Annotated in this window: 16 protein-coding genes; 9 read left to right on the plus strand and 7 right to left on the minus strand. The window is 63.6% G+C overall.

What is annotated here, in order from left to right:
• Positions 1 to 59: 59 nt before the first annotated feature.
• Both HJ583_RS18070 and HJ583_RS18075 read right to left on the minus strand, forming a co-directional pair.
• Entirely contained in the window at positions 60 to 1,577 is a 1,518-nt protein-coding gene (locus HJ583_RS18070) for a pectate lyase family protein (protein ID WP_170023221.1), read from the minus strand.
• Positions 1,578 to 1,936: 359 nt separating this feature from the next.
• Positions 1,937 to 3,115, minus strand: a complete 1,179-nt coding sequence (locus HJ583_RS18075) for a BaiN/RdsA family NAD(P)/FAD-dependent oxidoreductase (RefSeq protein WP_170023222.1) — start codon at positions 3,113 to 3,115, stop codon at positions 1,937 to 1,939.
• Positions 3,116 to 3,202: 87 nt separating this feature from the next.
• Here HJ583_RS18075 and rng point away from each other — a divergent pair, with 87 nt between their 5' ends.
• On the plus strand, positions 3,203 to 4,657 hold the full coding sequence (gene rng, locus HJ583_RS18080; protein WP_170023223.1) for a ribonuclease G: 1,455 nt from the start codon (positions 3,203 to 3,205) through the stop codon (positions 4,655 to 4,657).
• Between the two features lie 151 nt (positions 4,658 to 4,808).
• On the opposite strand, the gene HJ583_RS18085 is transcribed toward rng, so the two are convergent.
• Positions 4,809 to 6,443, minus strand: coding sequence for a pectate lyase family protein (locus HJ583_RS18085; protein WP_170023224.1), 1,635 nt, complete (start codon positions 6,441 to 6,443; stop codon positions 4,809 to 4,811).
• A 232-nt stretch (positions 6,444 to 6,675) separates the two neighbouring features.
• On the opposite strand from HJ583_RS18085, the gene HJ583_RS18090 reads away from it, so the two are divergent.
• Both HJ583_RS18090 and HJ583_RS18095 read left to right on the plus strand, forming a co-directional pair.
• Positions 6,676 to 7,335: an HAD family hydrolase gene (locus tag HJ583_RS18090; protein ID WP_170023225.1), complete on the plus strand. Its 660-nt coding sequence runs from the start codon at positions 6,676 to 6,678 to the stop codon at positions 7,333 to 7,335.
• Positions 7,336 to 7,402: 67 nt separating this feature from the next.
• Complete coding sequence (locus tag HJ583_RS18095; protein WP_101940382.1) at positions 7,403 to 7,675, plus strand: hypothetical protein; 273 nt, start codon at positions 7,403 to 7,405, stop codon at positions 7,673 to 7,675.
• A 9-nt stretch (positions 7,676 to 7,684) separates the two neighbouring features.
• Here HJ583_RS18095 and HJ583_RS18100 read toward each other — a convergent pair whose 3' ends face one another.
• Genes HJ583_RS18100 through fabI form a run of 3 tightly spaced genes read right to left on the minus strand, consistent with a single transcriptional unit; the run spans position 7,685 to position 9,883 of the window.
• Positions 7,685 to 8,335 (minus strand): 3-oxoacid CoA-transferase subunit B, encoded by a 651-nt coding sequence (locus HJ583_RS18100; protein ID WP_170023226.1) that lies wholly within the window; start codon positions 8,333 to 8,335, stop codon positions 7,685 to 7,687.
• A 5-nt stretch (positions 8,336 to 8,340) separates the two neighbouring features.
• Complete coding sequence (locus tag HJ583_RS18105) at positions 8,341 to 8,988, minus strand: CoA transferase subunit A (RefSeq protein ID WP_170023227.1); 648 nt, start codon at positions 8,986 to 8,988, stop codon at positions 8,341 to 8,343.
• 58 nt (positions 8,989 to 9,046) lie between these two features.
• Positions 9,047 to 9,883: an enoyl-ACP reductase FabI gene (gene fabI, locus HJ583_RS18110; protein ID WP_170023228.1), complete on the minus strand. Its 837-nt coding sequence runs from the start codon at positions 9,881 to 9,883 to the stop codon at positions 9,047 to 9,049.
• A gap of 306 nt (positions 9,884 to 10,189) precedes the next feature.
• Here fabI and HJ583_RS18115 point away from each other — a divergent pair, with 306 nt between their 5' ends.
• The 5 genes from HJ583_RS18115 (at position 10,190) to HJ583_RS18135 (ending at position 15,705) form a co-directional block, all read left to right on the plus strand.
• Positions 10,190 to 11,365, plus strand: a complete 1,176-nt coding sequence (locus tag HJ583_RS18115; RefSeq protein ID WP_170023229.1) for a phosphoglycerate dehydrogenase — start codon at positions 10,190 to 10,192, stop codon at positions 11,363 to 11,365.
• A 102-nt stretch (positions 11,366 to 11,467) separates the two neighbouring features.
• Complete coding sequence (locus HJ583_RS18120; protein WP_101940377.1) at positions 11,468 to 12,676, plus strand: multidrug effflux MFS transporter; 1,209 nt, start codon at positions 11,468 to 11,470, stop codon at positions 12,674 to 12,676.
• A gap of 66 nt (positions 12,677 to 12,742) precedes the next feature.
• A complete protein-coding gene (rdgB, locus tag HJ583_RS18125) occupies positions 12,743 to 13,333 on the plus strand; it encodes an RdgB/HAM1 family non-canonical purine NTP pyrophosphatase (protein WP_170023230.1) in 591 nt (196 codons plus the stop codon).
• A gap of 4 nt (positions 13,334 to 13,337) precedes the next feature.
• Positions 13,338 to 15,341: a DUF1631 family protein gene (locus tag HJ583_RS18130; RefSeq protein WP_170023231.1), complete on the plus strand. Its 2,004-nt coding sequence runs from the start codon at positions 13,338 to 13,340 to the stop codon at positions 15,339 to 15,341.
• A gap of 37 nt (positions 15,342 to 15,378) precedes the next feature.
• Positions 15,379 to 15,705, plus strand: coding sequence for a DUF2782 domain-containing protein (locus HJ583_RS18135; RefSeq protein WP_170023232.1), 327 nt, complete (start codon positions 15,379 to 15,381; stop codon positions 15,703 to 15,705).
• Positions 15,706 to 15,768: 63 nt separating this feature from the next.
• On the opposite strand, the gene HJ583_RS18140 is transcribed toward HJ583_RS18135, so the two are convergent.
• Positions 15,769 to 17,133 (minus strand): pectate lyase, encoded by a 1,365-nt coding sequence (locus HJ583_RS18140; RefSeq protein ID WP_170023233.1) that lies wholly within the window; start codon positions 17,131 to 17,133, stop codon positions 15,769 to 15,771.
• 137 nt (positions 17,134 to 17,270) lie between these two features.
• Between HJ583_RS18140 and hemF the strand changes: the two genes are divergently transcribed.
• Positions 17,271 to 18,179: an oxygen-dependent coproporphyrinogen oxidase gene (gene hemF, locus HJ583_RS18145; RefSeq protein ID WP_170023234.1), complete on the plus strand. Its 909-nt coding sequence runs from the start codon at positions 17,271 to 17,273 to the stop codon at positions 18,177 to 18,179.
• The last annotated feature ends 2 nt before the right edge of the window (positions 18,180 to 18,181 follow it).

Raw genomic sequence — 18,181 nt, forward strand, 5'->3', positions numbered from 1 at the left:
AAAACACAAAGCCCCTGCCGGCGAACCGGACAGGGGCTTTTGCTTGCTGCGTGCTCAGCTTACTTGGTCGAGCACTTGTTCGGGTTGCCCAGCGGGTCGGAACCGAAAGCAGCCACGGTACAGGCGATGGTCTTGCCCGAACCGACGTACTTGCTGACCCACGAACCCTTACGGCCGAAAGCGACCCAGCCGGTGCTGCCAGCGGTACAGGTGCCGCCCAGATCGGCGCACTTGCTGTAGCCGCTCGGATAATCACCGGTGCCGGACAGAACCGGTGCGGTGCTGGCCGAGGACGAAGCGGCAGCGCTGGAGGCGGCGGCGCTCGAAGCAGCTGCCGAGCTGGCGGCTGCCGAGCTGGAAGCCTTGCTGGACGACGCAGCGCTCGAAGCGGCAGCGCTGGAAGCCGCAGCAGAAGACGCAGCAGCCGAGGAGGTGGAACCACTACAGGCCGAAGCCGTCAGCACGGCGCCGTTCTTGCCCACACCAGCGTAGGACGCCAGCTTGTCCTTCACGCACTGGGCCGGAACCGGCTCGTAGGTGTAGGTCAGCGAAGGCTTGGTGGTCAGCGTGGAGACCCAGGTGTCGGCGTTGATGCCACCCGATCCAGCAGAGGTCCAGGTGATGCCATAGGTAGCATTGCTGGCGGCGCTGGTGGTGTTGTTGCTGTCCAGATACCAGGTGCCGCAACCCACTGTGTCATAACGGCAGGTTACCGGTGAGATCGAGTTTTCGAAGTAGTTGCGTTCGATCAGCGCCTTGCCACCCGCACGAACGTTGATGCCCGAATCGGTGATCTTGCTGTACAGGTTGTTGTAGGCATGCACGATACCGCCACGCTGCAGCGGCAGGCGGGCATTCACGTTGTTGTAGATGTTGTGGTGATAGGTCACGTTGCGCTGGAAGTCGGTAGTGCCACTGCTCTGGGTGTGGCCATCCAGGCCGACTTTCTTGCTGTCGTGAATGTAGTTGTAAGAGACCGTGGTGTGGGTCGAGTTCTTCTTGATGTCGATGGCCGACTCAAAGGTCAGGTCACCATCGGGCGAGCCATTGCACTCGTTGTTGACCGAGAACAGCTCGTTGTGGTCGATCCACACGTTCGGCGAGTTGTCGACGCGGATCATGTCGGCATCGTTGTTGGCACCGGCCAGCGCACCGATCTTCATGTTGCGGACGATCACGTTGCTGGAGTTGATGATGGGGATGCCGAAGTTGGCCGAGGAGCCGTTGGCGCCCTGAATGGTCAGGCCGTAGGTGAAGTCCTTGACCTCAACCTTGCGGTAAGCGTCGTTCCAGCGCGGGGTCGGGCAGTTGTGGTTGGCATCGATGGTGTGATCTTTGATCACCTGAGCGATCAGCGCGTCCTCGTTACCGGTATAGGTCAGGATCAGCGGCAGTTTGGCAGCCTTGGCGGCGGCGATTTCGGCGTTCATCTGGTCCATGGTGGCCGCGCTCTTGACGAGGGCACCGGCCACATTGCCGCCGTCGGTGGTGGCGAAACCACCGGTGTTGGCTGCGAATGCTCCGCCAGCCAGCAAGGCGGCGACAACTGCGACGGATGTCTTGAGGGTGAAGCTCATTGACTTGTCTCCTGCTTATATAGGTATGTTTTTGTGCAGCGCCACGCTTCGGATCGTTGCGCGGTGGCTGCGCCGACGCACTGTTTTTCGCGCGACGGCGTGAAATAAAACATTTTGTTGGGCGGAAAACAAGCCCTTATGGGCATAAATTATTGTTTCCTGTGACGGAACGCATTTGTTTGTTTTTGGCGCGGACAAACCCTGAAAAAAACGGCCCGTTGGCTACACCTTGTCTGGCAAAAACAGGCTTGTCAGTTGGTTTTTGCGCCCATGTTGTCGGACTTTTGTTGTTGTTGTCTGTCTTTTTATCGAGCTGGGGTGCAACACGTAAGGCAGTTTTCCTGGCCCGGATGCACTCGTCAGACTGCCATTCCCGCAGCGTAGCCGCTGGCCCAGGCCCACTGAAAGTTGTAGCCGCCCAGCCAGCCGGTGACGTCCATGACTTCACCGACGAAGTGCAGGCCGGGCTGGCTGCGCGCCATCATGGTCTTCTGGTCCAGCGCGCGGGTGTCGACGCCGCCGAGCGTCACTTCGGCCTTGCGATAGCCTTCGGAGCCTGAGGGCTTGAGCTCCCACTGGTTGATGCTGGCGGCAAGCTGCCGCAGGGCTTTGTCGCCCGCCTCGGCAATCGGGCGGCCGGCGAGGCCCGCGCGCTCCACCAGCAGTTCCGCCATGCGTCGCGGCAGCCATTGCGCCACCACGCTTACCACATGCTGGCGCGCGCCGTTTTTGGCAGCAAGCAGTTCGCTGTCCACCTTCAGGTCCGGTAGCAGATTGATGCGCAGGGCGTCGCCCGGCGTCCAGTAAGAAGAGATCTGCAGGATCGCCGGGCCGGACAGGCCGCGGTGGGTGATGAGCAGGTCTTCGCGGAAGAAGCCGGCGTTGCAGGTGAGTTCGACTTCCAGCGCAATGCCAGCCAGCTCGGCGAAGGGCGCGCTGCCGGCGTCGAAGGTCAGTGGCACGAGGCCGGGGCGCGGCGCGATCACCGGAATGTCGAACTGGCGGGCGATGCGGTGGCCGAAGTCGGTGGCGCCGATCTTGGGGATCGACAGGCCGCCAGTGGCGATCACGACCGACGCGGCATGTACGGTGCCTGCCTCCGTATCCACCCGCCAGCCCTCGTTTTCGCGCTGCAGGGCCTCGACCTTGCAGGGCCGGCGCCAGGCGACATTGCCAGCGCTGCATTCGGCGACCAGCATGTCGATGATGTTCTGCGCGGAGTCGTCGCAGAACAGCTGGCCCTTGTGTTTTTCGTGCCAGGCAATGCCATGGCGGGCTAGCAGGGCGAGGAAATCCTGCGGTGTGTAGCGCGCGAGGGCGGAGCGACAGAAATGCGGATTCTCGGAGTGGAAGTTAGCTGGGCCGGCCTGCAGATTGGTGAAGTTGCAGCGCCCGCCGCCGGAGATGCGGATCTTCTCGGCCAGCGCGGTGGCATGGTCGATCACCAGCACCCGCCGGCCGCGTTGCCCGGCCACGCTGGCGCACATCATGCCGGCCGCACCGGCACCGATCACCACTACATCGAAAGTCTCAGTCACAAGGCTTCTCCTCAATGGGCAGCATGATAGCCGGCGGCTTGCTGCCAGCCGGTAGAATGTCGCCACCAACAGGATTCCGGGGGCCCCATGAGCGAGGCTTATCTAGTCAATTTCACGCCACAGGAGACGCGCGTCGCGCTGCTCTACAACGGTGTGGTGCAGGAACTGCACATCGAGCGCGAACATGCGCGCGGTTTCGTCGGCAACATCTACCTCGGCAAGGTGGTGCGTGTGCTGCCCGGCATGCAGTCCGCCTTCATCGACATCGGCCTCGATCGCACCGCTTTCCTGCATGTGGCGGATATCTGGGTGGATCGCTCGGCCGGCGAGCAGCAGCGCCCGATTGAGCGCATCCTCTCCGAGGGACAGAGCCTCATCGTGCAGGTGCTCAAGGATCCGATTGGCACCAAGGGCGCGCGCCTGTCGACCCAGCTCTCGATCGCCGGCCGCCTGCTGGTCTATCTGCCGCAGGACAAGCACATCGGCATTTCCCAGCGTATCGAGAGCGAGGCCGGCCGCGAAGCCCTGCGCGCCCGTCTGCAGGGATTGCTGCCCGGTGAGGAAAAAGGCGGCTTCATCGTGCGCACGCAGGCCGAGCAGGCCAGCGACGAAGAACTTGCCGCCGATATCGCCTACCTGCGCAAGCTGTGGGCCGAGATCCAGCTTCAGCGCACTCAAGGCAAGCCGCCTGCGCTGCTCTACCGCGACTTGAACCTCGCCCAGCGCGTGCTGCGCGATCTGGTCGGCAGCGACACCGAGCAGGTCATCATCGATTCGCGCGAGAACTTCCAGAAGCTCAGCCAGTTCGCTACCGACTACATGCCACGTGTGGCGCATCTGCTGGAGCACTACTCCGGCGAGCGTCCGCTTTTCGATCTGCATGGTGTGGAAGACGAAATCCAGAAGGCGCTGGCGCGGCGCGTCGACCTCAAGAGCGGCGGCTACCTGATCATCGATCAGACCGAAGCCCTGTGCACCATCGACGTGAACACCGGCGGCTTCGTTGGCGCGCGCACCTTCGACGACACCATCTTCAAGACCAACCTCGAAGCCGCCCAGGCCATCGCCCGCCAGCTGCGCCTGCGCAACCTCGGCGGCATCATCCTGCTCGACTTCATCGACATGGAGAACGAGGAGCACCGCCTCACCGTGCTGGCCGAGCTGACCCGCGCGCTGGCCCGCGACCACACCAAGGTCTCGGTGGGCGGCTTCACTTCGCTGGGGCTGGTGGAGATGACGCGCAAGCGCACCCGCGAGTCGCTGGCCCACGTGCTGTGCGAAACCTGCCCCACCTGCGGCGGGCGTGGTGAAGTGAAGACTGGCCGTACCGTAGCCTACGAAGTGATGCGCGAAGTGGTGCGTGAGGCGCGTCAGTTCAACGCGCGTGAATTCCGCATCCTGGCTGCGCCTGGCGTGGTCGATCTGTTTCACGACGAAGAAGCGCAGGCGATTGCCAATCTGCAGGATTTCATTGGCAAGCCGATTTCCTTCCATGCCGAAACCAGCTACACCCAGGAGCAGTTCGATATCGTGCTGCTCTGAGAAGCAGTTCCCGATCTGACTGCGAGGCCGCTCATTGATAACCGAGAGGGCTCATGCTACAGATCGTGAACAGCTTCTGAGCGCCTAGTGCCGGCCCATGAAAAAGCCCCCGCCGGGTAACCGGACGGGGGCTTTGTTTGAGTGCTGCCGATCAGTTACGGAAGGAGCACTTGTTCGGGTTGCCAGCCGGGTCGGCGCCGAAGGCAGCGACGGTGCAGGCGATGCTCTTGTCCACACCGACGTACTTGGTCACCCACTTGCCCTTGCGGCCGAAAGCCACCCAACCGGTGCCACGACTCGGCGTGCAGGTCTTGCCCTCGTCAGCGCACTTGCTGAAGTTGTTGGGGTAGTCACCCGTGCCGGAGAGGACCGGAGCGCCAGACGCTGCGGACGATGCAGCCGACGAGCTGGCTTTGCTGGACGAAGCGGCGGAGGAGCTGGCCTTGCTGCTAGCTGCGGCGCTGGAGGCTGCCTTGCTCGAAGCAGCGGCAGAGCTGGCGGCTGCCGAGCTCGAAGCCTTGCTGGACGACGCGGCGCTGCTGGCGGCTGCAGCCGAGCTGGCGGCCTTGCTCGAGGCAGCGGCCGAAGAGGTTGCGGCGGAAGAGGCAGCAGCCGAGCTGGTGGAGCCGCTACAGGCGGCAGCCGTCAGCTGAGCACCGTTCTTGCCCACACCGGCGTACTGGGCCAGCTTGTCCTTCACGCACTGCGGGCTGACCGGCTCGTAGGTGTAGCTGAGGGTCTTCGGGAAGGCGCCGGTGGTGGTCCAGCTATCGGCGTTGATGCCGCCCGAACCTGCGTCGTTCCAGGTGATGCCGTAGGTGGCGTTATCCGCTGCGCTGGTGGCGTTGTTACCACGCAGATCCCACTTGCCGCAGTTGACAGTGTCGTAACGGCAGGTGATCGGGTTCTTGGCGTTCTGGAACCAGTTCTTCTCGATCAGTGCATAGCCACCGGTGCGCACGTTGATGCCTGAGTCGGTGATGCCGTCGTACAGGTTGTTGTAAACGTGGATCCAGCCACCGCGTTGCAGCGGCAGGCGGGCGTTCACGTTCTTGTAGTAGTTGTGGTGGTAGGTGATCTCGCGGCCGTTACCGATGTCGGAAGCCGAGGAGCCATCCAGGCCGACCTTCTTGCTGTCGTGGATGAAGTTGTACGAGACGGTGATGTTGTGCGAATCCTTCTTGATGTCGATGGCCGACTCGAAAGTCAGGTCGCCGTCGGGCGAGCCATTGCACTCGTTGTTCACCGCGAACATCTCGTTGTGGTCGATCAGCACGTTGGAGGCGCTGTCGATGCGGAACATGTCTGCATCGTTGCTGGCGCCGCCCAGGGCACCGATCTTCATGTTCTTGACTACGACGTTGCTGGATGCGCCGTTGATCACGATACCGAAGTTGGCCGAAGAGCCGTTAGCGCCTTCGATGGTGATGCCGGCGGTGAAGTTCTTCACCTCGACATAGCGGTAGGCATCGCTCCAGTGCGGGGCCGGGCAGTTGCCGGAAGAATCCTTGGTGGAATCCTTGACGATCTGGGCAATCAGCGCGTCTTCATTGCCGGTGTAGGTGATGTGCAGCGGATAAGCGCCGGTGGCCACCTTGCTGCCGGCGTCATTCACGCGGGCATTGGCGATGATGGTGTTGATTTCGGCGTAGGTCTTGGCGGTAAACTTGCGGGCACTGCCGATGTTGCCGTCAGCCGTGGCGAAACCACCGGTGGAGGCCGCGAAGGCGCTGCCGGCCAGCAGCGCTGCGACAACTGCAGCGGTGGTCTTGATCGTGAATCGCATGGGATTGCTCCTACTTCTAAAGTTTTATTCGGGGGTGGCGCGCTAACACCACGAAGGCGTGCTTCTGCCGGGGTGAATTTGGACATGCGCAGAGGTATGTTCCCAAGCGCTTTCTTATGACCGTTCCTACACGGCGACGAACGGTTGTTGTAGGAGTTTGTCCTACAAAATCAGGCGGGGTAATGTGAACGGTCCCACCCGTATTGACTTATTTTTCAAGGGTATACCGCTTATGCTGAGCCTTTCCCGCCCTCGCGCTGTCATCTTCGACATGGACGGCCTGCTGCTCGATTCCGAACGTGTGGCCTTGCGATTTTTCGAGCAGGCTTCGCGTGAGTTGGGTACGCCCTGGTCCGCTGAGGTCGGCCTGTCGCTGGTCGGGCTTAATTCGAAAGATGCCAATCTTTTGATTTTAAAAGCCTTTGGCGAAAATTTTCCGCTTGAGGCCCATCGTCAGCGTTTCGGCGAACTGTACGAGGCGGCCATTGTGGCGGGGGACATTCCGCTCAAGCCCTATGTGCGTGAATTGCTGGATTATCTCGTGGCAGCGGACATTCCGCGTGGCGTGGCGACCTCCACGCGGCGCACGCGCGCCGAGGCCAAGCTTGCGAGGGTCCATCTGCTGCCTTATTTCGGCGCGCTCACCTGTGGGGATGAAGTGGTGCGCGGCAAGCCGGCACCGGACATCTATGAACTGGCCGCCCGTCGGATCGGTGTGGAGCCACGTGATTGCCTGGCTCTGGAAGACTCGAACGCCGGCGTGCGCGCTGCGGTGTCCGCCAGCATGCCGGTGGTGATGGTGCCGGACCTGCTGCGCCCGGAGGCGGATATCCGTCGCTACGGTGTACCGGTAGTGGATTCGCTCAAGGACGTACTGATCGCGTTGATGTAGTTTGACCACCAGCAGGCTGCCACCCATACTCGAAAAGCCTTCATTCGACTGACAGGAGCTGCACACCATGGAGCCCAACCGTTTTCTCGTCATCGAATTTCTCGACGGCAAGAAGGAAAGCTTCACATTTCCAGCTCCGCCCAGCAGCCCGGCAGCCCGCAAGATGCGCCTGGAAGACTTCATGCAGGGCCAATTCGTGGTGATCCAGCTCGAGCACGAGATCCAGCTGTTTCCGCTCAGTGCGATTCGTTCTATCCGCCTCTCGGGCTTCATGGGCCTTGGGCCCAATGATGAGATTGGCTTGCCGATCTCGGCAATCCGCGGCGCCGAGCAGATCTGAGCGCCTAGCTCAAAGCTGCATTTCCGGCACGTCGGCCGGGATTTCAAGTTCCGCTTCGGTGGCCGTGACCACCTCGGCCACGCTGACGCCTGGCGCGGTTTCGAGCAGGCGGGCACGGCCGTTGGCAAAGTCGATCACAGCCAGATCCGTGACCACCAGATCCACGATGCGTGCCGAAGTCAGCGGCAGGCTGCACTCCCGCACGATCTTGGACTTGCCCTTGGCATTGTGCTGCATGGCCACGATCACCCGGCGTGCGCCGGTGACCAGATCCATGGCGCCGCCCATGCCGGGCACCATCTTGCCGGGGATGGTCCAGTTGGCCAGACGTCCCTGCTGATCCACCTGCAGGCCGCCCAGCACGGTCATGTCCAGATGGCCGCCGCGGATCAGGGCGAAGGACATGGCGCTGTCGAAGGCACAGGCACCGGGCAGGGCGCTGACCGGTTTGCCGCCGGCATCGGTGAGGCGCGGCTGGGCCATGCCGGGGTCCGGCACCGAGCCGGTGCCGATGAGGCCGTTCTCGGACTGGAAGTAGACGTGCAGGCCGGCCGGCAGATAGTTGGCCACCAGAGTCGGAATGCCGATGCCGAGATTCACGAGCATGCCTTCACGCAGCTCCTGGGCAATGCGGCGGGCGATCAGTTCTTGTGCGTCCATGGGGCTCACTCGTGGGCAATCAGGTAGTCGACCAGTACGCCGGGGGTCATGACGTGATCGGGGCTGATCACGCCAGTCGGCACGATGCTTTCGGCATTCACGATCACGGTGTCGGCCGCCATCGCGACGATCGGGTTGTAGTTGCGCGCGGTGAGCGCGTACTGCAGGTTGCCGAGGTAATCCGAGAGGAAGGCGCCGACCAGCGCGAAGTCAGCACGCAAGGGCGTTTCGAGCAGGTACTCGCGGCCATTCACTTCGATCTTGCGCTTGCCTTCCTCGACGCTGGTGCCGATGCCGGTCGGCGTGAGCACGCCGCCCAGCCCCGCGCCGCCAGCACGGATGCGCTCGATCAGGGTGCCTTGCGGCACCAGTTCGCATTCGAGTTCGCCGGCCAGCATCTGCTGCTGGGTTTCCGGATTCAGGCCGATGTGGCTGGCGATCAGGCGGCTCACGGCGCGTGCCGTGATCAGCTTGCCGATGCCGCGACCGGGCGCGGCGCTGTCGTTGGCGATCACGGTGAGATTCTTGCGGCCCTGACGGACCAGTTCATTGATGATGGGTTCGGGCGTGCCGACGGCCATGAAGCCGCCGATCATCAGGCTGGCTCCATCCGGGATCAGGGCCACGGCATCGGCAAGGGAAATGGTCTGCATCGCGTGTTCCGTCGGGAGTGTTGAGAGCGGGGCGGCCGCAGCCACCCCGTATTCAGGATCAGGCCACGATGTGCAGGCCGGCGTCCACGAAGATGGTGTCGCCGGTCATGCCCGAAGCGCCACCGCCGACGAGGAAGGACACCACGCGGCCGACCTCGTCGATCGATACCATGCGCTGGCCCGGCGAGCGCGTCACGGCCATGTCGATCAGCTCGTCGAAGTGGGCGATGCCGCTGGCGGCACGGGTCTTCAGCGGGCCGGGCGACACGGCATAGACGCGGATGCCGTGCTGGCCAAGCTCGTTCGCCATGTAGCGCACCGAGGCCTGCAGGGCGGCCTTCACCGGGCCCATGATGTTGTAGTTGCCGACGACCTTGTCGGCACCGTAGTAGGTCATGGTGACCAGCGCGCCACCCTCCTTCATCAGCGGTTCGGCGTAGCGGGCCATCTCGATGAAGGAGTAGCAGGAAATCTGCATCGACTGCAGGAAGCCGGTTTCCGAGCAGTCCACGATGCGCCCGTGCAGATCATCCTTGGGGGCGAAGGCGATCGAGTGGATTACGAAATCCAGCTTGCCCCATTCGGCTTCGATCTGCTCGAACACGGCTTTCATCTCACCGGGTTTGGCCACGTCCATCTGCATCAGCAGCGAGCAGTCGATCTGCTTGGCCAGTGGCTCCACGTACTGCTTGCTCTTCTCGTTGAGGTAGGTCAGCGCGATGTCGGCGCCGAAAGCGCGCAGCTTGGCGGCACAACCGAAGGCGATGCTGTCGGCGTTGGCCACCCCCACGACGAGGCCCTTCTTGCCCTTGAGCATGTCGCCCACGCGGGAATTTTCGTCCCACACCTTGGGTAGGGGGTCGATAGAGTTCGGATCGGTGAAGGTGGTGGCCATGCTTGCTCCTCGGAATCGGTTCAGGGAATGTTGCAGCGGCGGATGCTGCAAAGCAGCAAATTCAGGATAGCAGCCCTTTTCAGCATATGGCTATGGATGCTGCCTCGTGGCAATGACGCCAGCGTGACGATTGCCCGCAAGGGCCTGCCGCGATCACTTGCCTTGAGCCGCTTCAAGTTGCTGGTAATACAAAACCACTACAATGCGGATCTTTCTGCCTCTTGCGGGCAGTCCGGGAATTTTCGCGGAGTGCGGCAGCGCGCCTTCCGCCAGGGTTTTTCCATTTCACGTTCGAGGAACAACACGATGTTCAAGATCCAGACGCTCAACAAGATCGCCGCCTGCGGCCTCGATCGCCTGCCGCGCGACAACTACGAATCGGCCACCGAGATCGTGAATCCGGACGGCATCCTGCTGCGCTCGGCCGACATGCACAGCATGGACATCCCCGCCTCCGTGAAGGCCATCGCCCGCGCCGGCGCCGGCGTGAACAACATCCCGCTGGATAAATGTTCCGAGCGCGGCATCGTGGTCTTCAATACCCCGGGCGCGAACGCCAATGGTGTGAAGGAAATCGTCATTGCCTCCCTGTTGTTGTCCAGCCGCAACCTGTTTGAAGGCATCACCTGGGCCAACAGCCTGAAGGGCAAGGGCGACGAAGTGCCGCCGCTGGTCGAGAAGGGCAAGGCCCAGTTCGTCGGTCCGGAAATCCAGGGCAAGACTCTCGGCGTGATCGGCCTCGGCGCCATCGGCGTGATGGTGGCGAATGCCGCCAACGCCCTGGGCATGCGTGTCATCGGCTTCGATCCGTTTGTGAGCGTCGACGCGGCCTGGAAGCTTTCGCACGAAGTGCAGAAGGCTGCCAGCCTCGACGCCATGATCGCCGAGTGCGACTACATCACCATTCATGTGCCGGCCACCAAGGACACCAAGAACCTCTTCAACGAAGAGCGCATCGCGCGTATGAAGAAGGGCGCGCGCCTGCTCAACTTCAGCCGCAATGGTCTGGTCGACAACGCCGCCATCAAGGCCGCTATCGCTTCCGGCCACGTCGCCGGCTATGTGATCGACCTGCCCGAAGATGAGCTGCTGGGCGTGGACAAGATCCTGTGCGTGCCGCACCTCGGCGCCTCCACACCGGAATCGGAAGACAACTGCGCTGTGATGGCTGCTGACCAGACCCGTGAATTCCTTGAGCGCGGCAACATCCGCAACTCGGTGAACTTCCCGGCCTGTGAAATGGCCCCCACCGGCAAGACCCGCATCACCATCTCGAACCGCAACGTGCCGAACGTGATCAGCAGCCTCACCGCCGCCATCGGCGCTTCGGGCCTGAACATCGACGACATGCTCAACAAGAACCGCGGCGACTACGCCTACAACATCATCGACGTGTCCGGCGACGTGTCGGCCGATCTGGTCGCCAAACTGCAGGCCGTGGATGGTGTGATCAATGTGCGCGTGATTCCGAACTGCAAGTAAGTCGTCGCAGCTTCCGCTAATCTGGAAAGGCCCGTCCGTGAGGACGGGCCTCTTTCCTTCTGGGCCGCACGTAGCCCACTTTGCTGGACCGGTAACACCCTGATGAAGCTTTCCTACCCCGTACTGGCCGTGCTGATGGCTTTCCTGAATGCCATCGGCCCCTTCGCCATTGATACCTATCTGCCGGCCTTCCCGGCCATGCAGGCCTCGCTGCAGACCGACGCGGTCGCGATGCAGCAGTCCCTCACCGCCTACATGATTCCCTTCTCGGTGATGATGCTGTGGCACGGCGCGATCTCTGATTCACTGGGCCGCAAGCGGGTGATCCTGGCCGGGCTGGTCGTCTTCCTGATTGCCTCCATCCTCTGCGCCAGTGCCGGCAACATCCATGTGCTGCTGCTCGGCCGCGCCCTGCAGGGCCTCTCGGCAGGCGCCGGGGTGATCGTGGGCCGCGCCATTGTGCGCGATCTGTTCGATGGCCCGGCGGCACAACGCCTGATGTCCCACATCGCCATGGTGTTCGCGATTGCCCCGGCGATTGCGCCGATCTTCGGCGGCTTCCTCACCGAGCATCTGGGCTGGCGTGCCATCTTCTGGTTCTTGACCTTGCTGGCGGCGGTGCAGATCGTGATGACCTGGCGTGTGCTGCCCGAAACCCTGCCGCCCGAGAAGCGCCAGCCCCTGGCCGCCGGCCACATGCTGGCCGGCTACCGCGCGGTGCTGGGCAGCGGCCCCTTCGTATTCATCGCCCTGGCCATGAGCTTCATCTTCCTGGGCTTCTTCCTTTACGTGATGTCCGCGCCGGTGTTTCTGATGCGTCATCTTGGGCTGGGTGCCACCGAGTTCGGCTGGCTCTTCGTGCCGCTGGTGTGCGGCATGATCGGCGGTTCGATGACGGCGGTGCGCCTCTCGCACCGCTTCACCCAGTTGCAGGTGATCAAGCTTGGGTTTGCGATCACCGCCCTCGCAGCGGTATGGAATCTGGCGGCTAATCTGCTGTTGCCGGACAGTGTCGCGACCCGCATTCCGCAACTGGCGCTGCAGAGCTTTGCCATGAATCTGGCCTTCCCCAGCCTGACCCTGATCGCGCTGGATCTCTTCCCGGCGCGGCGCGGCATGGCCGCCAGCTGCCAGGGCTTCATCCATACGATGATCATGTCGGTGCTGGCCGGAGTGGTGGCCCCGATGGTGTGGCACTCCACCCTGACCATGGCGTGGACCATGGCCGGCTTCTGGCTGTGTTCGGTGGTTTTCTTCGCCTGGAGCCGGCACCTGAGCGTCAAGCCCGGAAATGCACCGGAAAAATCCTGAAAAGCCGCAACAGGGAGATGTTTCTCCAGACTTAGAATGCTGACATCGTCATGAAAGCCGCCCGCCATGAAAAAACTCGTTCTTGCTTCGAATAACGCCGGCAAGTTGCGCGAATTCCAGGCCCTGCTGGCCCCGCTGGGCTGGACGGTGCTGCCGCAGGCTGAACTGGGCGTGCCGGAGGCCGACGAACCACACTGCACCTTCATCGAAAACGCCCTGCTCAAGGCCCGCCATGCCGCCGCGCATACCGGGCTGCCGGCCTTGGCAGACGATTCCGGTATCTGTGTGAATGCTCTGCAAGGGGCGCCCGGTGTGTATTCGGCGCGCTTTGCCGGTGCGCCGAAGTCCGATGAACGCAACAACGCCTTGCTGATTGAAAAGCTCAAGGGCGAGGCGGACCGCCGCGCCCACTACGTCTGCGTGCTGGCCATGGTGCGGAGTGCCGAGGATCCGCAACCACTGATCGCTGAGGGCGAATGGCACGGCGAGATCATCGATGTGCCGCGCGGTGCCGGTGGTTTCGGTTACGACCCCTATTTCCTGCTGCCCGAGATGGGCCAGACCGCCGCCGAACTTGATGCGGCACTGAAGAACGCCCTGAGCCATCGTGGCAAAGCCAGTCGACTGCTGATCGAACGCCTGCGCGGACTGGGCTGAGATCATGGACGCCCTGCTCGAGCAGTGCCGCACGCGTTTTGCCGACACCCTCGCGGCCGCGCTGGCCGAATGTGGCTTGCGCCTGCCGGCCGTGCAGGAAGTGATCCGGCGGGAGGCTGCCAGTGCCTTCCGTGAACTGGCTGGCCTGCACAGCAAGGAGGAATACCAGCGCCTGCGCAGCGTCACGGCTTCGCGTATCAGCCTGGTGCACCCGGAGGACATGGACCTCACGGTGGCTCTGATCAATCTCAGCCACGCCCTGGGAGACGCCTGCGAACGCGAGTTGCCACGCCTGCACCTGCTCTTCATGCGCCTGCTTGGGCAGGACAGCTCTGTGCTGGACCAGCTTCCCGTGGGGCCGGATGCCGTCTGTGTGGCTTTGCGCGGGGTATGTGATTCCGGCGAGATCGCGCCGGAGCTGCGTCTCGAGCTGCCGGACCTGGTCCGGCCCTATCTGAGTGTGCTGCTCCGCGAGCTCTACAGCGGGCTCACCGAAACCTTGCAGGCGGCTGGCGTGGAGCCGGTGTCCCTGCTGCGCTCCGGCCAGGAAGCAGGTGGCAGCGGCTACCAGCCGCTGCAGGAGCGGGTGCCGCTGGCCAGCGGCGATGGCAAGGGCTACGGCGGCCCCGGCAGCGAAAGCCTCAACATCGGGCGTACGCTGGATGGCCCGCTGGGTCAGTTGCAGGAGCGTTTGCTGCGCAATCGCCAGAGCGGCGCCGCAGCCAGTGCGCCGACCCTCGATCCGGCCCTGCTGGCGGCCATCATGGAACGCGTCTTCATCTGGCTCACCGAGCGCCAGCAGGCCGCCGCCGATGCTGCGCCGGGCAGCCTGGCCGAGCTGCAGGCCCTCCTGCCCGCCGCCAGCAATGCCACGCTGGATGCCATCAATCTGAGTTTTGACGTGCTATGCGCCGATGCCCGTCTGTGCCCACCAGTACGTGCCAGCCTCGCACGCCTGCGCCTGCCGGTAGCCAAGGCAGCGCTGATTGAGGGCGAGGTGCTGGGGCAGGCCGACGGGGTGGTCAGCCGTTTCCTTGAGGCTTTGCTGCGCCTGGGCTATGCCCTGGCGCCCGATGCCGCGGCGGCGGACCCGCTGTGTAGCGCCATCGATGCGGCGGTGCTGCGCATCCAGCGCGAGTTCGAGCGTGATCCCGCCGTGTTCGCCCGCGAAGCCGCGCTGCTGGGCGAGCATGAAGCGGCTTTGCTGGCCCGCCAGGCGGAAGCCTGCGCAGCTTTTCAGCCCGCCTTGCAGCAGGAGGCCCAGCGCGAGCATTCGCGCAATCGCGCCGCACGCGCCGTGCGGGCGCTGTGCGCCGGCGATCTGCCACGGCCGGTGCGGGTCTTTCTTGAACGTCTGTGGGTACGCGTGCTGGCTGCGATCCACCAGCATGGTGGCGGCGAGAAATCGCCGGCCTGGCTGCGCGCCTTGCGCACTGCCAACCAGCTGGTCGAGAGCGTGCAGCCGCGCAGCGATACGGCCAGCCGCGATGCCTTGCTGGCTGGCTTGCCGGGTCTGCTGGCCGAACTGCGCGCCGGCCTGGATGCCATCGGTACGCCGGAAGCCTTGCGTGAGCGCGCTTTTCAGAGTTTCGCCAGCCTTCATGCGCTGGCCATGCAGGGGCGTGAGTCCGGGCCCTCATTGGGCGACGACATCCTGAAAGCGACGCCGCCCCGCCTTGAAGCCGCCAGTCAGCTGCCGGGTCTGCAATGGGTGCGTCTGGCACCGGAAACCGACAGCCCGCCGCCCGAGTGGATTGCCCAGCTGGCGGCAGACCACTGGCTGGACCTGTGCCTGCCGGGCGAGGCCGGTAGCCTGCGGCTCCGGATCTGCGCCTGCGAAGGCAGTCCGAGGATGTATCTGGCGTGCACGCTGGATGCCACGCGTTGCCTGGTTATTCCGCAGCGCTGGCTACAGCAGGCCGAGGCACGGGCGCAGGCCTTGCCTGCCGGCGCGCTCTTCGAGCAGGCGGCCGAGACGGCGCTGCGCGCAGGGGCGGGCTATCATTGAACCGTGGAAGCCGCCCTGGCGCTTCCGGGAGCCCATCATGAAAAAAACCATTCCCCTGATTCTTGCCCTTACCCTCTCCTTGGCCAGCACCCTGAGCCTGGCTCAGAAACTGGAGCCGATTGCTGAAATTCCGCCGCCGCCAGCCGGTGCCAATGATCCCGAGCCGGAGATCACGATCCGCAATCGTGGTGGTGATCGCTATGAGGAATACCGCCTCCATGGCCAGCTCTACATGATCAAGGTGACACCGCGTGTAGGCCCCGTCTATTACCTCGTATCTCGCGAGCGGGGCGGTGCATTCCAGCGTGTGAATGATCTGGATCGCGCCCAGATGATTCCGCAGTGGGTGCTCTTCAGCTGGTAAGCAGCGCTTGCCCACACAAGAAAGCCGCCTCGCAAGGCGGCTTTTTCATGCGCTTGGCTTGCCTCAGCGGGCTGGCCTGGCCACTGGTGAGCTGACCAGCGAATTGAGCCAGTTCTCCAGATTGGAGTAGCCGTTGCGGGCCAGCTTTGCGCCATCGGCCGGGTTCTTCGGATCGAGGCGCTGGGCGATTTCCCAGTCATCAGGGATGCCATCTCCATCCGTGTCGAGCGGTGGCGTGCCCTGCGGCACAGCGGGCCAGCTGCCGACTTCTTCCTGCGAGTCGATGATGCGGCCGCTGCCTTCGGAGACCTGCTCGATCACGCGCAGATCGACCGAGTCACGCCAGGGGGAGCTGGCCCCGACGTCGCTGAGCACCCGGATGAAGGCGTCCAGGGCCGGCCAGGTGGTCACCGCCGGGGCGGCGAAAGCCTGCGCAGCCACGGTGTATTTGTCCGGCGCGGGCTTGACCTTGTCGGGCGGCGCGCCCGCACCTAGCAGCCTGGAGTTGTCCCGTGAAGCGGCGGCATTGCCCTGCATGAAATTGCCGGCCACAAAGAGCTGGATCTTGTCCGGCGTGGCCTTGTCGGTCATTACCAGTGGCTCGATCAGCACCGAGTATTTCGCCGGCTTGATGTAGTTGTTCACGTAATTGATGTTGATCCAGCCATCGTTGGTGCCGGAGGCGTAGTCGCCCCAGCCGTAGATCACGTTGTTGCGAAAATCGATGCTGCCGGGCGCCGTGTTCTTGAAGTAGTTGTCACCAAAGCGTGGGTTGCGCCCGCGATGGTGGGCGTACACGTTGTGATGCAGCGATACGCCGCCATTCACGCGCAGCAGCGAGCCGTAACCGTGGGCGCCCTTGGCATGCACGCTCTTGTTGAGGCTCTCGGCAATCAGGCTCCACTGGATCGTGATGTCAGCCACATCCCCTTCGGTGGAAAGCGACTCGTCGGTGGACCAGCCGGCGCTGACATGGTCGATCACCACCCGGCGTGCGCCGTGCATCACGCCCAGGGCATCGTCTTCGGTCTTCGTCAGGTTGCCGAGGCGGAAGCGCATGTAGCGCAGCACCACATCGCTGGCATAGATGCGCGTGGTGTAGCCGGCCACCGTCACGCCGCCGCCGGGCGAGGTCTGGCCGGCAAGCGTGATGTTGGGGTGGCGGATCGCCAGCGGCGACTGGAGATGAATCGTGCCGGCCACCCGGAACACCACCGTGCGCGGCCCTTCGGTTTCCACCGCCGCACGCAGGCTGCCGGGGCCGGCGTCATTCAGGTTGGTGACGGCGATCACCCGCCCGCCGCGTCCGGCCACGGTATCGGCCCCGAAGCCCTCGGCGCCCGGGAAGGCCGGCAAGGCAAAAACGGCGGAAGAGGCGAGCAGCAGGCTGGCGGCCAGCGGCGCTCTGGCGAAACGCTGAATGGACATGATGGCGTGGTCTCCGGACAATGATGAAACCGCCTCTGACCGGGCGGATTGCCGCAGCATAACGAATGCGCCCCCGCAGAGGTGGCAGCGCGGCAGATATCACACCCACTCCAGCGGATTTCACAAACGCCCCGACCATGAAGCCTGATTCCCTCGCCGTACGCGACTACCTGCAGGGCCTGCAGGATGGCATCGTCGCCACCCTCGAAGATTTCGATGGCCAGCCCTTCCGCACCGATGCTTGGCAGCGCCCGGAAGGTGGTGAAGGCATCACCCGGGTCATCGAAGGCGGTAACTTCTTCGAGCGTGGCGGGGTGAATTTCTCGCATGTCTTCGGCAGCAAGCTGCCGCCCTCTGCCTCGGCCAACCGTCCGGAACTCGCCGGCAGCGGCTTCGAGGCGATGGGCGTATCGCTGGTGCTGCATCCGCGCAATCCCTGGTGCCCCACGGTGCACATGAACGTGCGCTTCTTCATTGCCCGGCCGCAGGATGAAGCAGCCGAGCCGACGTGGTGGTTTGGCGGAGGCATGGATCTCACGCCCTACTATGGTTTCGAGGACGATGCCCGCCACTTCCATGCCACCTGCAAACAGGCGGTGGCTTTTTTCGGGCCGGCGCTGCATCCGCGTTTCAAGGACTGGTGCGACCGCTATTTCCACCTCAAGCATCGCAACGAGGCGCGCGGCGTCGGCGGCCTGTTCTTCGATGATTTCAACGAGCTGGGCTTTGCCAACAGCTTCGCGCTGACCCGCTCGGTCGGCGACGCTTTTCTCAAGGCCTATCTGCCGATCATCGAGCGCCGTCGTGACACGCCTTACGGCGAGCGCGAGCGTGATTTTCAGGCCTACCGGCGCGGCCGCTACGTCGAGTTCAACCTGGTCTTCGACCGCGGCACCCTGTTCGGCCTGCAGTCGGGCGGGCGTACCGAATCCATCCTGATGTCGTTGCCGCCCGAGGTGAAGTGGCGTTATGACTGGCAACCGGAGCCGGGCAGCGCCGAGGCCAGGCTGTATACCGATTTCTTGCCGGTGCGGGACTGGGTCTGACG

Origin of the sequence: Uliginosibacterium aquaticum (assembly GCF_012972705.2) — a bacterium.
GTDB lineage: Bacteria > Pseudomonadota > Gammaproteobacteria > Burkholderiales > Rhodocyclaceae > Uliginosibacterium > Uliginosibacterium aquaticum.

Coding starts and splice junctions, on each gene's coding strand:
- HJ583_RS18120 (WP_101940377.1), top strand. CDS start 11,468: ATGAAGCTTTCCTACCCCGTACTGGCCGTGCTGATGGCTTTCCTGAAT.
- HJ583_RS18095 (WP_101940382.1), top strand. CDS start 7,403: ATGGAGCCCAACCGTTTTCTCGTCATCGAATTTCTCGACGGCAAGAAG.
- hemF (WP_170023234.1), top strand. CDS start 17,271: ATGAAGCCTGATTCCCTCGCCGTACGCGACTACCTGCAGGGCCTGCAG.
- HJ583_RS18090 (WP_170023225.1), top strand. CDS start 6,676: ATGCTGAGCCTTTCCCGCCCTCGCGCTGTCATCTTCGACATGGACGGC.
- rng (WP_170023223.1), top strand. CDS start 3,203: ATGAGCGAGGCTTATCTAGTCAATTTCACGCCACAGGAGACGCGCGTC.
- HJ583_RS18105 (WP_170023227.1), bottom strand. CDS start 8,988: ATGCAGACCATTTCCCTTGCCGATGCCGTGGCCCTGATCCCGGATGGA.
- rdgB (WP_170023230.1), top strand. CDS start 12,743: ATGAAAAAACTCGTTCTTGCTTCGAATAACGCCGGCAAGTTGCGCGAA.
- HJ583_RS18085 (WP_170023224.1), bottom strand. CDS start 6,443: ATGCGATTCACGATCAAGACCACCGCTGCAGTTGTCGCAGCGCTGCTG.
- HJ583_RS18130 (WP_170023231.1), top strand. CDS start 13,338: ATGGACGCCCTGCTCGAGCAGTGCCGCACGCGTTTTGCCGACACCCTC.
- HJ583_RS18115 (WP_170023229.1), top strand. CDS start 10,190: ATGTTCAAGATCCAGACGCTCAACAAGATCGCCGCCTGCGGCCTCGAT.
- HJ583_RS18100 (WP_170023226.1), bottom strand. CDS start 8,335: ATGGACGCACAAGAACTGATCGCCCGCCGCATTGCCCAGGAGCTGCGT.
- HJ583_RS18070 (WP_170023221.1), bottom strand. CDS start 1,577: ATGAGCTTCACCCTCAAGACATCCGTCGCAGTTGTCGCCGCCTTGCTG.
- fabI (WP_170023228.1), bottom strand. CDS start 9,883: ATGGCCACCACCTTCACCGATCCGAACTCTATCGACCCCCTACCCAAG.
- HJ583_RS18135 (WP_170023232.1), top strand. CDS start 15,379: ATGAAAAAAACCATTCCCCTGATTCTTGCCCTTACCCTCTCCTTGGCC.
- HJ583_RS18140 (WP_170023233.1), bottom strand. CDS start 17,133: ATGTCCATTCAGCGTTTCGCCAGAGCGCCGCTGGCCGCCAGCCTGCTG.